The organism is Rhodococcus sp. USK13, assembly GCF_018343855.1.
In the GTDB taxonomy this organism is placed as follows: domain Bacteria; phylum Actinomycetota; class Actinomycetes; order Mycobacteriales; family Mycobacteriaceae; genus Rhodococcus_F; species Rhodococcus_F oxybenzonivorans.
On record NZ_CP069242.1, the window covers coordinates 4,742,278 to 4,758,132 of the forward strand.

Annotated in this window: 15 protein-coding genes and 1 tRNA gene; 1 reads left to right on the forward strand and 15 read right to left on the reverse strand. The window is 65.8% G+C overall.

All coding sequences use genetic code 11. The annotated features are described in order from the left end of the window. Nucleotides 1-16: 16 nt before the first annotated feature. Both JQT59_RS24235 and JQT59_RS24240 read right to left on the reverse strand, forming a co-directional pair. Nucleotides 17-634 (reverse strand): NUDIX hydrolase, encoded by a 618-nt coding sequence (locus tag JQT59_RS24235; protein ID WP_213572312.1) that lies wholly within the window; start codon nucleotides 632-634, stop codon nucleotides 17-19. Between the two features lie 85 nt (nucleotides 635-719). Further along, nucleotides 720-1,160: an SRPBCC family protein gene (locus JQT59_RS24240; protein ID WP_213578045.1), complete on the reverse strand. Its 441-nt coding sequence runs from the start codon at nucleotides 1,158-1,160 to the stop codon at nucleotides 720-722. A 150-nt stretch (nucleotides 1,161-1,310) separates the two neighbouring features. On the opposite strand from JQT59_RS24240, the gene JQT59_RS24245 reads away from it, so the two are divergent. Next, nucleotides 1,311-2,075, forward strand: coding sequence for a L,D-transpeptidase (locus JQT59_RS24245; protein WP_213572313.1), 765 nt, complete (start codon nucleotides 1,311-1,313; stop codon nucleotides 2,073-2,075). A gap of 122 nt (nucleotides 2,076-2,197) precedes the next feature. Here JQT59_RS24245 and JQT59_RS24250 read toward each other — a convergent pair. The 13 genes from JQT59_RS24250 to recN form a co-directional block, all read right to left on the reverse strand. Beyond that, nucleotides 2,198-2,271, reverse strand: a tRNA-Pro gene (locus tag JQT59_RS24250). 85 nt (nucleotides 2,272-2,356) lie between these two features. Next, complete coding sequence (gene der / locus JQT59_RS24255; RefSeq protein WP_109329462.1) at nucleotides 2,357-3,784, reverse strand: ribosome biogenesis GTPase Der; 1,428 nt, start codon at nucleotides 3,782-3,784, stop codon at nucleotides 2,357-2,359. Further along, a complete protein-coding gene (cmk, locus tag JQT59_RS24260; protein ID WP_213572314.1) occupies nucleotides 3,781-4,470 on the reverse strand; it encodes a (d)CMP kinase in 690 nt (229 codons plus the stop codon). Before cmk ends, der begins: the two co-directional genes overlap by 4 nt. Then, nucleotides 4,467-5,585, reverse strand: a complete 1,119-nt coding sequence (locus tag JQT59_RS24265; RefSeq protein ID WP_213572315.1) for a pseudouridine synthase — start codon at nucleotides 5,583-5,585, stop codon at nucleotides 4,467-4,469. The genes cmk and JQT59_RS24265 overlap by 4 nt, the downstream gene beginning before the upstream one ends. Nucleotides 5,586-5,603: 18 nt before the next feature. Next, nucleotides 5,604-6,404 carry an SMC-Scp complex subunit ScpB gene (scpB, locus tag JQT59_RS24270; RefSeq protein ID WP_249353809.1) on the reverse strand — a complete coding sequence of 267 codons (801 nt, stop codon included), beginning with the start codon at nucleotides 6,402-6,404 and terminating at the stop codon, nucleotides 5,604-5,606. After that, the gene (locus JQT59_RS24275; RefSeq protein WP_213572316.1) at nucleotides 6,401-7,282 is read right to left on the reverse strand and encodes a segregation and condensation protein A; all 882 of its coding nucleotides are present in this window, start codon (nucleotides 7,280-7,282) and stop codon (nucleotides 6,401-6,403) included. Before JQT59_RS24275 ends, scpB begins: the two co-directional genes overlap by 4 nt. Continuing rightward, a complete protein-coding gene (locus JQT59_RS24280; RefSeq protein WP_502939733.1) occupies nucleotides 7,283-8,182 on the reverse strand; it encodes a ParA family protein in 900 nt (299 codons plus the stop codon). Nucleotides 8,183-8,342: 160 nt separating this feature from the next. Next, nucleotides 8,343-9,266: a site-specific tyrosine recombinase XerD gene (gene xerD, locus JQT59_RS24285; protein WP_249353811.1), complete on the reverse strand. Its 924-nt coding sequence runs from the start codon at nucleotides 9,264-9,266 to the stop codon at nucleotides 8,343-8,345. Nucleotides 9,267-9,270: 4 nt separating this feature from the next. Next, a complete protein-coding gene (locus JQT59_RS24290; protein ID WP_213572318.1) occupies nucleotides 9,271-9,930 on the reverse strand; it encodes an NUDIX domain-containing protein in 660 nt (219 codons plus the stop codon). A gap of 13 nt (nucleotides 9,931-9,943) precedes the next feature. Beyond that, complete coding sequence (gene pyrG / locus JQT59_RS24295; RefSeq protein ID WP_213572319.1) at nucleotides 9,944-11,713, reverse strand: CTP synthase; 1,770 nt, start codon at nucleotides 11,711-11,713, stop codon at nucleotides 9,944-9,946. A gap of 144 nt (nucleotides 11,714-11,857) precedes the next feature. Beyond that, nucleotides 11,858-12,808 carry a copper transporter gene (locus JQT59_RS24300; RefSeq protein WP_213572320.1) on the reverse strand — a complete coding sequence of 317 codons (951 nt, stop codon included), beginning with the start codon at nucleotides 12,806-12,808 and terminating at the stop codon, nucleotides 11,858-11,860. Next, on the reverse strand, nucleotides 12,805-13,989 hold the full coding sequence (gene steA / locus JQT59_RS24305) for a putative cytokinetic ring protein SteA (protein ID WP_213572321.1): 1,185 nt from the start codon (nucleotides 13,987-13,989) through the stop codon (nucleotides 12,805-12,807). Before steA ends, JQT59_RS24300 begins: the two co-directional genes overlap by 4 nt. Nucleotides 13,990-14,080: 91 nt before the next feature. Continuing rightward, entirely contained in the window at nucleotides 14,081-15,853 is a 1,773-nt protein-coding gene (recN, locus tag JQT59_RS24310) for a DNA repair protein RecN (protein ID WP_213572322.1), read from the reverse strand. Nucleotides 15,854-15,855: the final 2 nt, after the last annotated feature.

The window sequence follows — 15,855 nt, forward strand, 5'->3', positions numbered from 1 at the left end:
CCCCGCCGTGATTCGGCTAACGCCAAGCGAAGACCGGTTGGTCGAACCCGTCGATGCGGGTGTGGCGGCCGTGGAGCGCGACTTCCCGAAATTGGTACACCACGGCGCCGGTCGGCGCGTGTACCAGGTGTCGCCGGAACGGCCATTGGATCACCGGCTTCGACGATTCGGGGATGTCGACGAACCGCGGCTCGGTGTCGATTTCGGGAAGTCCCACCGCGAAGACTTCCGCCACCTCCTCGAGATGGGGAACGAGAGTAGTGATCGATCGATCCGACCACACAACGAAGGGGGTGATGACGTAACCGGAGCGGGTGACGTAGTCATCGAGGCGGCCGAGAACCGCGGACGGCTCCACATCGAGACCGAGCTCTTCGTGCAATTCACGGCGCGCCGCGTCCGCCCCGGTCTCCCCTGCATCCACGCCGCCCCCGGGCAACGCGAACTGGCCCGGGTGCGCTCGCATCTTGGTCGGGCGCATGGTGAGTGGAATGGCCTGCCCGCCCGATCCGTCGCTCATCACGGCGATCACGACTGCCGCCGATCGACGATGGGTCGGATCGACTATCCGCGGTTCGAAGTGTGCGAGCGCGTCGGCGAGGTGGTTTCTATCGAGGACGGGCGCATCAACCATCACCCGACACTATCCGCCCCTGCGCGTGATTTCCTGCCGTGTGAATCTCTCGGTACGTCCCGCTGTCGGCCGGCACACAGGAGAATCACTTCTCCGCGGCCGCCTTGATTCGCCGAGCGAAGTTCGGCGCGTCCTTGCGTGCAGCGCGGAGCGCGAGAGGAGCGATCAACTTGCCGATTCCGTGGCCTTCCAGCTCGTTGTAGATGGTGACTCTCGTGCCGGCTCCGGCCGGCTCGAGGTCGTAGCCGCCTTCCTTCGCCGTCACGATGTTCTTGGACCGTTCGGTCCACCGTATCTTTTTCGGTGCCTCGAATTCGGTCAGCTCGAATTCCCGCGTGGTGGTCATTCCGGCATCCTTCACGGTGCTGACGAACACGGTCCCGACTCCGGGTGGTCCGTCGGTGGACTTCGTGATCTTCTGCACACGGGGACTGAAATCCGGGTCGTTGACGCCTGCCGCGAGATAGGCGAACACGTACTCGATGGGGCGGTCGATCACCACGGTGCCTTCGAATCTTCCCGACATGTGCGCCTCCGTTTCGCTGACATCCCGGAACTGACGGTACTCGCGGGACCGTCGAGCAGTCATGAAGTCGTGACATCTCCTCGGTTCCGTTCCCGGACGACGCTGTGTTTGACTGAAATGAGCTCACAGTGATGCGAAGGGCTGACGGCCATGCGGAAAGCGCAGCAGCACGGTGTACGCCTGTTTCTCGTGGCGGTTCTCGCCGTCCTGGCCTTGTGCGGGGTGAGTGCCGCCGGCGCCGCTGTACCGCCGGCCGTCGTTGCAAAAGTCGTCGCTCCGGAGATCGCACCCTCGAGCGGTGCGGTCGTCGGCGTCGCGCAACCGATCATCATCCGGTTCCGATCGCCTGTTGCAGACCGCGCGAGCGCCGAACGCGCCGTCGCGATCTCACCGTCGACGCCTGTGACCGGACAGTATTCGTGGATCGATGACAGCGAACTGCGGTGGAGCCCGGTCGCTTTCTGGCCGGCGCACACCGCGGTCGCCGTCGAATTCGCGGGATCGAAGACCCAGTTCCAGGTCGGCGACGCGCTGGTCGCCGTAGCGAACACTACGACACACCAGTTCACCGTGAGCATCAACGACCGCGTAGTGCACACCATGCCGGCGTCGTTTGGTAAACCCGGCTACGAAACGCCGCTCGGCACGTTCCCCGTCCTCGAGAAGTTCCGCGACATGGTGATGGACTCGTCGACGTACGGCGTCCCGATCGACTCCCCGGAGGGATACCGGCTCTACGTGGAGTACGCCACCCGCATCACCTGGGGCGGGATCTTCATCCACGGCGCGCCGTGGTCGGTCGCCTCGCAGGGGCGCGAGAACGTCAGTCACGGCTGTATCAATCTCAGCATCGAGAATGCGCGATGGTTCTACGACCACGCCAAGATCGGTGACCCCGTCATCGTCACGAACTGACGCCAGAGCGCTTCCTCGGCCCTCGCCTTCCCGCCATCGGTGTCCGCGAGTCTCGCGTGAGGGAGCAAGGCCAGAAACGACAATGACCTGGCGGACATGTTCGTCCACCAGGTCATGTGCGGTCGGGCTGACAGGATTTGAACCTGCGACCACTTGACCCCCAGTCAAGTGCGCTACCAAGCTGCGCCACAGCCCGTCCACACCCTCGTTCAGGTGCTCGATGAGATTACATCAGTGGCAGTCCTGAACGCTAATCGCCTGGTCAGGGCAATTCTCTCGAGCTACCGTCCGCGTCGGTCCCGCTTCTCGCGGACACGAACCGAGATCCGGACGGGGCTGCCGTCGAAGTTGAACTCCTCACGCAGGCGCCGCTCGAGGAATCGCCGGTACCCGGCCTCGAGGAAGCCGGTAGTGAACAGTACGAAGGTCGGCGGCCGCGTTCCGGCCTGGGTGGCGAACATCACCCGTGGGAGACGTCCACCACGCATCGGCGGCGGGGTGGCAGCCACGACTTCCTTCAGCCAGTTGTTGAGCCGGCCGGTCGGAATGCGCTTGTCCCAGGACTCGAGCGCCGTGTCCAGCGCGGGTACCAACTTCTGTACCGCCCGACCCGTGTGCGCCGAGATGTTGACCCGCTGGGCCCACGGCACCCGGACCAGGTCCCGGTCGACTTCCCGATCGAGCTGAAGGCGGCGATCCTCGTCGACGAGATCCCACTTGTTGAAGGCGATCACGAGCGCGCGACCCGCATCGGCCACCATGCTGAGCACGCGCAGGTCCTGCTCCGAGATCGGCTCGGACGCATCGATGAGCAGAATCGCCACCTCGGCGGCCTCGATGGCGCTCTTCGTGCGTAGGGACGCGTAGAACTCGGCGCCGCTGGCGTGACTGACGCGCTTGCGCAAGCCTGCCGTGTCGACGAAACGCCACGGCCGGCCACCGAGCTCGACGATCGAGTCGACCGGGTCGACGGTAGTGCCCGCGACGTTGTGGACGACGGAACGCTCGTCACCCGACAGCTTGTTCAGCAGACTCGACTTACCGACGTTCGGTTTCCCGACCAGAGCGACACGCCTCGGACCGCCACCCGGGATGCCTTCGCGAGGGGTTTCGGGCAGCGCGGCGAGAACCTCGTCCAGGAGGTCGCCGGTACCGCGGCCGTGTGTCGCACTCACCGAGTGCGGTTGCCCGAGGCCCAGCGACCACAGGGCCGCAACCTCGGATTCAGTGCGCCCGTCGTCAACCTTGTTCGCTACCAGCAAGACTGGAGTTTTGGAGCGGCGCAGGACCTTGGCGACGGCCTCATCGGTGGCGGTAGCGCCGACAACGGCGTCGACCACGAGGAGAATCGCATCCGCGGTCTGCATCGCCAGTTCCGCCTGCCGCGCCACGGACTGCTGGAGACCCTTCGCGTCGGGCTCCCAACCACCGGTGTCCTGTACCAGGAATCGGCGACCGCTCCAGTTGGCCTCATAGGACACGCGGTCGCGGGTCACACCGGGAATGTCCTCGACGACCGCCTCGCGACGACCGATGATGCGGTTGACCAGCGTGGATTTACCCACGTTCGGACGGCCTACCACCGCAACGGTAGGTACGGGAATATGGGCTTCGCCGTCGGTTCCGTCCTCCAGATCGACGACTTCCCAGTCGGACTCTTCGCTCCACGTTCCGTCGCCCGCGAATTCAGTTGTGAATTGTTCGGTCACTGCACTGCTCCAGTTCTCTCGCTTACCACCAGCAGCAACCTGCCGATCACGTCGTCGATTCCGAGTTCGCTGGTGTCGACCAGCACAGAATCGTCGGCCGGCCGCAGCGGCGACACGGCGCGTGTGGAGTCGAGGTGGTCGCGGCGCTCGACGTCGGCGAGGACCGCGGCGTAATCGTCACCTCGCCCCTCCGCGAGATTCTGCGCGTTCCTGCGCTGAGCGCGGGCGGCCGACGAAGCGGTGAGAAAAATCTTTACGTCGGCGTCAGGCAGGACGACCGTCCCGATGTCCCGCCCTTCCACGACGATCCGGTCCGCCTCCGCTGTCAGACGACGCTGCGCCTCGACGAGGCGAGCGCGAACGGCAGGGACGGCAGAGACCGCAGAGACCGCTTTGGTGACCGCGTCACCTCGAATCTCCTGGGCGACGTCCTCACCGTCGAGCAGAACCTGCTCACGGGTGGGGTCGGTGCCGATCGACCAGGGCAGACCGGCGGTGGCGTCGGCAATCGCGTCGGGATCACCGAGGTCCACTCCCTTGCGAAGTACGTGCAAGGTAGCGATCCGGTACATGGCACCGGTGTCGAGGTAGCGGGCTCCGAGCTCCTGCGCCAGCTGCCGAGACACACTCGACTTGCCGGTTCCGGACGGCCCGTCCATGGCGACGACAAGCGAGGCGGCGCTCACAGACCCACCGCCCCGTACAGGCCGCCGACCTCGCCGCGGCCGAGGACTCGCAGCGTTCCCGGGCGCTGTTCACCCAGGGCCACGGGACCGATGTCCGTCCGAACGAGCCGGATCACCGGATGCCCGACTGCGTCGAACAGTCGGCGCACGATGTGCTTGCGGCCTTCATGGAGCGTGACCCGAACCAGAGACTTGCCCTCATTGATGTCGAGGAGGGTGAAGGTGTCGACTTTCGCCGGCCCGTCATCGAGTTCGACGCCCTCTTTGAGCTTCTTCCCGACACCGCGCTCGAGTGCACCGGACACGGTCGCCAGATACGTCTTCGACACCTCGAACGACGGGTGCATGAGCCGATGGGCCAGATCCCCGTCGTTGGTCAGCAGCAGCAGACCCTCGGTGTCGGCGTCGAGGCGGCCCACGTGGAACAGCCGCTGACCGGCCGCGACCCTTTCGGAGACGATGTCACCCACGCACGGACGACCGAGGTCGTCGGACATGGTCGACTGCCACCCGCGAGGCTTGTTCAGCGCGAGATGGACCAGATCCTTCTGGACGACGACACGTACACCGTCCACGCGAACGACAGCGTTTTCGGGGTCGATCCGCAATCCCTGCTCGATCACGATGCGACCGTCGACCTCGACCCGGCCCCGGGAGATCAGTTCTTCGGCGGCGCGACGTGACGCGACTCCGGCCTGGGCGAGCACCTTCTGCAACCGCACACCGTCGCCCTGTGGGGGCCCGACGGGCCTTTCGGCGTCTGCATGCTGGTGCCGGGCGGGCTTGGCATTGCTGACCTTGGGCGCCTGAGTTTGCGCGCGCTGGGGTTTGGCCGACTTCGGCTTGCCCCGCTTGTTCGTGGCGACCGGGGCTTCCGGCCTGCCGGTTCGAGTCTTCGCGGCGTCCGGCCTACCTGAGTGGCCCTTCGCGGCGTCCGGCCGACCTGTTCGGGTCTTTGCGGCCTCCGGCCGACCTGTCCGGGTCTTTGCGGCCTCCGGCCGACCTGGACGCTGGCCGGTGTCCGACCGGCCCGACCTGTGGCCGGTCTCCGTCTTGTCGGTGCGATGCTTGTTGTTGCGATCCGGTGTGCCATCTCGGCGAGCGGGTTTCTTCACTTTTTTCTACGATCCCTGTCAGTCTTCGGTGTCGAGCCCGGTGTCCAACTTGTCCGTGGACGCCGTAGCTTTATTCATTCTCGCAAATCGTGGGTCAGATTCCAGACTGTCGCTGATGTCGTCTATCAGGTCCACGTCCGGCAGCAACGGGGCCAGGGCGGGCAGATCGGCCAGAGAGGCCAAGCCGAGCCGTTCCAGGAAGAGCTCCGTCGTCGAGTACTGCGTGGCGTTGGTATCGGGATCGACCCCGGCTTCGGCGATCAATCCACGAGCGAGAAGCGTGCGCACCACACCATCCACGTTGACGCCGCGCACCGCACTGATCCGTGCGCGGGTCAACGGTTGACGGTATGCCACGACAGCAAGAGTCTCCAAAGCAGCCCTCGTCAGCTTGGAGCGTGCCCCGTCCAGCAGCAGGCGCTCCACGTAGGGCGCGTAGACGGTGCGGGTATAGAGACGCCAACCGTCACCGGCATATCGGAGGTCCATGCCACTACTGCGGGCGGTGAGCTCGGCGGACATCCGGTTGAGGGTCTCGGTGATGCGTTTCACAGAAGCCCCGGTCACGGAGGACAGCAGATCGTCCCCGGCAGGCGAATCGACGATCAACAGCAGCGACTCCAGAACGGCCTCGAGCTCGGCGTCCGACAGTTCGTCGTCACCGCCGAGCGAAGCCGGCTCAACGTCACCGCCGAGCGAAGCCGGCTCAACGTCACCGCCGAGCGAAGCCGGCTCAACGTCACCGCCGAGCGAAGCCGGCTCGTCGACACCGCCGGAGGCATGGGGCTCGTGGGGCTCGTCGTGCGGGGCCGAGCTCATCCGTAATCCTCCTCGGTCACCGGGAGACGGACGTCGCCCCCGGTCCAGCTCACAAACAATTCACCGAGAGGCTCGGGTTGCTCGAACAGCACCGATTGCTCGCGGTACAGCTCGAGCAGCGCGAGAAATCGTGCCACGATCTCGACTGTTACCTCGCATTCCGACACCAGTTCACCGAAGCTCGCCCATTGATTCGCGCCACGTCCGCGAAGCAGTTCCAGTATCCGGGCGGCCTGCTCCGGCACCGACACCGCATGCATGTCGTGCAGGTGGTCGAGTCCCACGGTCGGAGTCGGGCGGGGGGTGAACACGGTTGCGGCGATCTCGGCGAACCGCTGCGGGTCGACACCGAGCAGCACCTCGGGAAGCAGGCTTGTGAACTGGTCTTCGAGCGCCACCGATCGCGGATATCGCCGAAGCGCCGCGGCTTCGAGTTCGCCGAACAGCTGGGCCGCCTGCTTGTACGCGCGATATTGGAGCAGTCGGGCAAACAGCAGGTCGCGGGCCTCGAGCAGGGCCAGATCCTCGGCGTCCTCCACCTGTCCGGCCGGCAGAAGTCGCGCCGCCTTGAGGTCGAGAAGTGTTGCGGCGACCACCAGGAACTCGGTGGTCTGGTCGAGGCCCATCTCCACACCGAGTTCGCGGGTGTAAACGATGAAGTCGTCGGTCACCTGATGGAGCGCGACTTCCGTTACGTCGAGCTCACGCTGGTTGATGAGCGTGAGCAGCAGGTCGAACGGTCCCTCGAAGTTCCGCAGCGTCACCCGGAAGCCGGCCTTGACGGCGGAGGCCTGCTGATCGTTCGACTCGGCCGGCACCGATACTGCGCCGGGATTCTCGGTAGGCGATGGAGCCACGACGTCCTGGGTGTTCACCACTTACCGGCCGGAACGGTGGATGACCTCACGGGCCAACGCGCGGTACGCCTCGGCACCGGGCGACTTCGGCGCCCAGGTGGTGATCGGCTCACCGGCCACAGAGGTCTCCGGGAATCGCACAGTCCGGTTGATCACCGTGTCATACACCACCTCGCCGAACACCTCGACCACCCTGGCCATCACCTCGCGGGCGTGGAGCGTGCGGGCGTCGAACATGGTCACCACGATCCCGGCGAGTTCGAGCTTCGGGTTCAGTCGGTCGTGCACCTTTTCGACGGTGTCGTTGAGCAGTGCCAGTCCACGCAGGCTGAAGTATTCGCATTCCATCGGAATGATCACCGAGTCCGCGCAGGCGAGAGCGTTGACGGTGAGCAGCCCGAGGGACGGCTGGCAATCGATCAGGACGTAGTCGTACCGGTCCAGCACGGGATGCAGCACCCGGCCCAGGGTCTGTTCCCGTCCGACCTCGGTGACGAGCTGAATCTCCGCGGCGGAGAGGTCGATGTTGCTCGGCAACAGGTCGAGATTTTCGACGCGTGTCCGCATCAGCACGTCGTCGATCGACACGCGGGGTTCGACGAGCAGGTTGTGCACGGTGAGGTCGAGGTCGTGGTGCGCGACCCCCAGGCCGGCAGACAGCGCGCCCTGCGGGTCGAGATCGACGAGCAGGACCCGACGGCCGTACTCGGCGAGGGACGCCCCCAGGTTGATCGTGGACGTCGTCTTCCCGACCCCACCTTTCTGGTTGCACATCGCGACGATCCTCGCGGGACCGTGGGATGGCAGCGGCGTGGGTTCCGGCACCGCACGGGTCGGTCTCCCCGTGGGGCCGAGCTCACCCGATTCGACGACGGTGTCGTCGAACAGGGCTGCGGGGTCGGTCTGTCGCATGTCGAACATGTCGCCCTCCGATTGCGAGTGCCCTGACTCCGCTGCTGGCGGCTGCGGTGTCACCACGGTCCGATGATCCCCTGTTCTCTCGATGCTCGCTGTCGATCACACATCGTTATACGAACGCTACCGCTTCGTACCGTGAATATTCCCCTCGACACGCGTTCGCCTACCGCGCCCGAGGGTGCGCGTGGGCCCACACTTCACGCAGCGCACCAACCGTGACCAGGGTATATATCTGCGTGGTCGTGACGGAGGCGTGTCCGAGCAACTCTTGGACGACGCGCACGTCGGCGCCCCCGTCCAACAGGTGAGTGGCGAACGAGTGCCGCAGCGTGTGCGGCGAGACCGCTACCGTGATCCCGGCAGCCTCCGCCGCAGTCTGCAACACCTTCCAAGCGCTCTGCCGTGACAGTCGACCACCGCGGACATTGAGGAAGAGTGCGGGCGTGCCCCGCGACATCAGCGCCGGCCGGCCGCGGACGAGGTAGGCGTCAAGGGCTTCGACCGCGGGCCTGCCCACGGGGACCACCCGGTGCTTTCCGCCCTTGCCCCGGAGCAGGACGGAGCGGTTCTCGGTGTCGATGTCGTCTACATCGAGGCCGACCGCTTCGGAGATGCGGGCCCCCGTGGAATACAGCAACTCGAGAAGAGCGCGGTCGCGTACCGCCCGGGGACCGTCAGCGGGCCCTCCGCCGCCGACGGCCTCGAGTAGCGACAGCACCTCGCGGACGGGCAACGATTTGGGAAGCCGGGTGGCCGGCGAGGGTGGTCGGACTACCCGAGCCACGTCCACCGCCGCCATCCCCTCAGCGGTGGCAAAACGGTGAAACCCGCGCACCGCGATCAACGCGCGGGCGGCCGAACTCGCGGCCAGCGCCGGCAGGCCGCGCTCGGGGTCACCGCTGCGCAGCGCGACGACGAATTCACTGACATCCTGCTCGCGGACCCGTCCGATGTCCGTGATCCCTCGATCGGCGAGGAATTGTGTGTACCGCGACAGGTCACGCCGATACGACGAGATGGTGTTGCGGGCAGCACCGCGTTCGACTGCCAGGTGATCGAGGTACGTCTCGACCTGCCGCGCGATCACCGGATCATTCTCCCGCGGCTTCGACCCCGGCACGTGAGCGTTTTCTCTCACTGAAACTCGCCGGACGATCGACCCACGGTGCATCCCGGTCGCGTAGTGGCGTGTCGGGTCGCGACTTGATTGCGGCCAACGACATGATCCCGGAAACCGCGGTGGCGTTGACGATCTCACCGCGCAGGACCATCGCCACCGCCTCGTCGAGCGGGAACCGCTCTATCTCGAGGTCGGCCTCTTCGTGCTCCGGTTCGGGCCGGTGGACGGTGTAGAGGTCCTCCGCGAGGAACACCCGCACCGACTCGTCGGTGAAGCCGGGCGAGACAGCCACATCCACGAGGACCTCCCACTGTTTCGCCCCGAGTCCTGTTTCCTCGGCCAGCTCCCGCTTCGCAGCCTCGAGCGGGTCCTCGTCAGGTTCGTCGAGGAGGCCCGCCGGAATCTCCCACAGCCGGCGGCCCACCGGGTGCCGGTACTGGTGGATGAGGACGAGCCGGTTCTCGTCGTCGAGCACCACGACGGCAACTGCGCCGTGATGCTCGACGACCTCTCGTTCGGCTATCCGCCCATTCGGCATCGCCACCTCGTCCAGACGCAATGCCAGGATGGCCCCGCTGTAGACGACGCGCGAGTCGAGAATGTCGAATTCGTGCCGATCGGTGTCGGTCATGCGCTGGCTCTACTTATCCGGCACTGTCGATCGACGCCCGGTCGGTGGCGGCAGCCACCTCGTCCGCCACGGCGACCTCGACCGTCCGCTCCTCACCGTGGACGTCGACGGGAAGGCGTTCTTCGAGCTTGTACGTCAACGCCGCTGCGACAAATGCTGCGAACAAGGGATGCGGACGAGTCGGACGACTCTTGAGCTCCGGGTGGGCCTGCGTCGCGACGAAGAACGGATGCTGCTTCGCCGGGTACTCGACGAACTCGACGAGATGCCCGTCCGGCGAGGTCCCGCTGAAGAGAAGACCGCTCTTGGCGATCCGGTCGCGGTAGGCATTGTTGACCTCGTAGCGGTGCCGATGACGCTCGGAAACCTTCTCGCTGCCGTACGCCCGCGCAACGACCGAACCCTTGGCCAGCACGGCGGGATAGGCGCCGAGGCGCATCGTTCCACCGAGGTCGGCTTCGCCGGCCACGACGTCTTCCTGATCGGCCATCGTGGAGATGACCGGGTGGGTCGTCTCGGGCTCGAACTCCGCAGAGTTGGCATCCTCGAGCCCCACACTCCGGGCGGCCTCGATCACGACGCACTGCAAGCCGAGGCACAGGCCGAGCAGTGGGATCTTGCGGTGACGCGCATACCGGATGGCGCCGAGCTTGCCCTCGATGCCGCGGATCCCGAAACCGCCGGGAATCAGCACCCCGTCCACATCCCCCAGCGCTGCCTGCGCTCCGGCTTCGGTCTCACAGGCGTCCGAGGGAACCCAGGAGATCTCCACCTTGGATCGGTGAGCGAAGCCTCCGGCTCGCAGTGCCTCGGTGACCGACAGGTACGCGTCGGGAAGGTCGACATACTTGCCGACGAGCGCGATCCGCACCGTCTCGCGCGGCTGGTGGACGCGCTCGAGAAGATTTCCCCAGACCGTCCAGTCCACGTCCCGGAACGGTAGCCCCAACTGACGCACGACGTATGCGTCGAGACCCTCGCTGTGAAGAACCTTCGGAATGTCGTAGATCGACGGCGCGTCGGGTGTCGAGATACATCCGTCGACGTCGACGTCGCACATCAGCGCGATCTTGTTCTTCAGCGCCGGCGGGACCTCGCGGTCGCAGCGCAGGATCAGCGCGTCGGGCTGGATACCGATGTTCCGCAGCGCGGCAACCGAGTGCTGGGTGGGCTTCGTCTTCAGCTCACCTGACGGCGCCAGGTACGGAACCAGAGAGACGTGGAGGAAGAAGACATTGTCGCGGCCGACGTCGTGTCGCACCTGACGGGCCGCCTCGAGGAACGGCTGCGACTCGATGTCGCCGACGGTGCCGCCGATCTCGGTGATCACCACATCGGGACGCTGACCCTGCAGGTCCGGCCCACTCATGGCGAGGATGCGGCTCTTGATTTCGTCCGTGATGTGCGGAATGACCTGGACGGTGTCCCCGAGATACTCGCCCCGCCGTTCCTTGGCGATGACCGTCGAATACACCTGGCCCGTGGTCACATTCGCCTGACCGGAAAGGTCGCGATCGAGGAAGCGCTCGTAGTGGCCGACATCGAGGTCGGTTTCGGCGCCGTCTTCCGTCACGAAGACTTCACCGTGCTGGAAGGGATTCATCGTTCCTGGATCGACGTTGAGGTACGGATCCAGTTTCTGCATGGTCACGCGCATCCCTCGCGCGGTCAGCAATTGTCCCAGACTCGAGGCTGTGAGGCCCTTGCCGAGCGAGGAGGCGACGCCGCCGCTGACGAAGATGTGCTTGGTGGCGGTACGCGAAGAAGTGCGTGACTGTGGCAAAGGGGCTCCCGTGACGACTGTGCAGGGCTTGGTCTGTTCGAGCAATGCTGGGGCCTGCCGACCCACGGGACTTCACGGTAACACCTCGGCAGACCTGCGGGAAACAACGCGCCGAGATTGCACTCCCCCAGGGTGTGACGTGCACTACGCGGGCGTCGCCCCAACCGTGACTCCGGTGGTTCCGGGTCCGGTCCCATACCGGCCGGCGCCGCCGCCGAGCTGTTCCTGCAACGACAGCGGAACGGTAATCTTCCCTGCTTCGCGGTCGATGTTGTCGATCGTCGTGAGCGCCGCCGACAGTGCGGCATCGGCACGGGCAACGGCGACCGCACCGTTTCCCTGCGCCGAAGCCGGACGCCCGGCGAGGACGGTTCCGCCGCCGCGCGAGTCCAACGCTCCCGCGAACCGGGCAACCACCGCGCCCCGGTTACCGCTGGCGCCGTCCTCCACGTCACGGTCCCCCGTGAGCACCACCGCCAGCTGGGCGGGCTCGACCCCGCCGTCGTCATAGGTGATGAAACCCGCCCCCCGCAGCGTTTCCAGAGCGAGCGCCCTCTCCTGCGGTGAACTCTGCGGCTGACCGGTCTCCTTGCCGAGCAGAACCACCGAGCCCAGGAGGTCACCCGCCAGGCTGCCCTGATCCACAGCACCCGTCTTCAAGGTGACACCGGCGGGGATGACATTGTTGACGACCGTGCGCAGCCGGTCACCACCAGTGGCGTCGACGAACGAGTCCGTCAGGGACACCCGTCCCGTGACGCTGCCACCGGCCGCCCCGATCATCCGATTCACCCCGTCGAGGTCGGCAGGGTCGGCGTCGGGCGTGGTCACTACGACGACAGTTCGCCCCGCAAGGGCGTCGGCCACCACCCGGCCGGCCACCGCCGAGTCGAAACCATCGGCCGAATTCAGCTGCTCGGTCAGCTGGTTGTTGCGTTCGTTCGCCTTTTCGATGTCGTTCTGCAAATCGACCTTGTCGTCGCGGAGACCGGACACGAGACCGCTCGACAGCAGGCCGGATCCCAGCACCACCCCGATTGCCAACGCCAGGAAGATCGCTGCGATCGAAATGGCATGTTGACGCAGAGAAATCACTTGAAGAACCCCTGCACCCACAGCGCAAAGCTGTTCCAGGTCGCGATGGCCCAGTCCAGAGCTTCCCCACCGACATTCGACACCACGAGGGCCACGATCACCGCGACCAGAGCGGCCAGTACGAGCAGAGCGATGGCACCTCCCGACACCCTGCTGCGGTAGAGGGTCGCCACGGCCTTGGCGTCCACCAACTTGGGTCCGACTTTCAACCGGGTCATGAACGCCGACGGATTGCTGTCGCGGCGGCCGCGGTCGAAGAACTCGTCGAGAGAGACCGTGTTGCCCACGGTCACGATCAACGAGGCACCGTGGTGATCGGCAAGGAGCAGCGCCAGGTCCGACGGAGACCCGGAAGCCGGGAACGTCATCGCCCCGATGCCCAGGTCCTGAATACGCGACAAGCCCGAGGCATGCCCGTCCTGGTCTGCCGGCAGCACCACCTCGGCGCCCGACTTCAGCGTCGCGCTGGTGATGTCCTCCGGGTCACCGACGATGAGGTCGGGCCGGTAGCCGGCAGATCTGAGAACATCGGCGCCTGCCCCCACCCCGATGAGGATCGGCGAGTATTCCTTGATGAACGGTTTGAGATTTTTCAGATCCGAGGCGTGATCCGGTCCGTCGGACACGATCACCACGTGCCGATCCTTCATGTCGACGTCGACATCCGGCACTCCCACCCCGTCGATGAGAAGCGGACTTTCGGTGCGGATGAACTCGATCGTGTTGCCGGAGAACGCTTCCAGGTGATCGACCAGTCCCGTCTTCGCCTCGATCATCCGATCGGAGATTTCGGCCTCGGTCTGCTCGTCGCCCTTGGCGATGCGCCGCTCCCCCGAATAGACGCAGCCGCCGTCGATCCGGACCTTGCTTCCGTCCTTGATGCTCTTGAAGACCTCGGTTCCCGCGGAATCGATCAGGAGGATCCCGTTGGCGACAATCACCTCCGGTCCCAGATTCGGATAGCGCCCCGAAATCGACGGAGACGCGTTGATCACTGCGAGAACGCCGGCCTTGACCAAGGCGTCCGCGGTACCGCGATCGAGGTCGAGCTCGTCGAGAACGACGACGTCACCTGGCCCGACACGCCTCAGCAGCTTGGCTGTGTTGCGGTCCACCCTGGCGATGCCGCTGACCCCAGGCAAAGTTTCGGTGTTACGTGACAGCAGTGCCGGCATCTTCATGGCTTCGATGATGACGCGGATGCACAGCCCACCTGTGGAGGCGCGCCGAACCAGCTACCACATCGGTCCCACCATCACCAACAGTTTTCGTTCAGACAGCACGTTCGGCTTTTGCCGTGGCCAGCAGTTCCTCAGCGTGCGCACGACCGGTTTCGGTGTCGTCGAGACCGGCGAGCATCCTGGCCAGTTCCACGACCCGCTCGTCATCGGTGAGAGTGCGCACCCCGCTACTGACGACTCCGTCGGCGTCGTCGACCTTGTCGACCACTAGATGGGTATCGGCGAATGCCGCCACCTGCGGCAGGTGAGTCACGACGATCACCTGGTGGGTTCTCGCCAGCCGGGCCAGTCGCTTGCCGATCTCGACTGCAGCGCGGCCGCCAACCCCTGCGTCGACCTCGTCGAACACCATGGTCGCACCCGAATCGGATCCGGCAAGCACCACCTCGAGTGCAAGCATCACCCGGGAAAGTTCACCGCCCGAGGCGCTTTTGCTGATCGGCAGCGACTGTGCGCCACTATGGGCCGACAACCTGAATTCGACTTCGTCGACACCCGACGACCCGGCATGCACCTGCGTGCCCTCGACGGTGAGCGGAGCGGTGTCCTGAGGGCCCGCCGCACGTGCGCGTACCGACACGTCGAGAGCTGCGCGGCCCATCGCGAGACCAGACAGCTCCGAACTCACTGCCTTGGCGAGCTTGGCCGCAGCCTTGATACGGGCGGCGGTGAGTTTCGATGCCGCCTCGGCGGTCGCCGCCGCCGACTCTTCCACCTGCTTCGTCAGCGCGGCCAGCGCATCGGACGACACATCTATCTTCTCGAGCCGCGCCCGCGCATTCTCGGCCCACTCGAGCACGCCGTCGACGTCAGCAGCGTACTTGCGCGTGAGGTTCTTGAGCTCCGCCTGCCTCGACAACAGCGAATCCAGCGCGCCGGGGTCCGCGGGCAGTCCGGCCAGGTAGGTGGTGAGGTCGGCCGACACGTCCGTGACCACGGCGATGGCATCCGCAAGACGCGAACCCAGACCGTCGAGCTCCGGATCGGTGGCGGACTCGATACGGGCGCGGGCTTCGGACAACAAGTCGAGGGCGGGCGGCGACACGCCGTCACCGTCCATCTCGTCACCGCCGGCAAGCGCGGTCTGCGCCTCCTGCGCTGCCGACCGCAAAGAGTCGAGTTCGCTGAGCCTGCGCACTTCGGCGACGATCGACTCATCCTCCCCTGGGGTGGGTGCGATGCCGTCGATTTCGTTGAGAGCAAACGTCAGCTGATCGGCCTCCTGCGCGAGTTCGCGCGTGCGGCCGGTTCGCTCGATCAACTCCGATCGCGCGGTCAGCCACTCGTCGCGGTGCTTGCGGTACCGCGCCAGGAGAGGGCCGACGGTCTTCTCCGCGAATCGGTCGAGCGCAGCACGCTGCTGGTCAGGTCGTAACAGCCGCAGTTGGTCGTTCTGCCCGTGCACGGTGAGTAGCGGGTCGGTGAACTCGGACAGCACTCCTGCCGGGACACTGCGGCCGCCGAGGTGCGCGCGCGAGCGGCCGTCGCTGCTGACAGTCCGCACAGCGATAATGGTGCCGTCTTCGTCCCGCTCGGCGCCGGTCGACTCGAGCAACTCGGCAACGGCCCGCTCGACGCGTTCTGAATTCTCGTCCGTCACGAAACGACCTTCGACGACGGCTCGCGGCGCCCCGAGACGCACCCGGCCCGCGTCTGCCCGGGCACCGCTGAGGAGATGGAGGCTGGTCACCACCATCGTCTTTCCGGCGCCTGTCTCACCGGTGAGCACTGTCAAGCCTTCGTGGAACTGCGCGGACGCCTCGGAGATCACACCGAGGTTGTCGATCCTGATCTCTGCCAGCACGT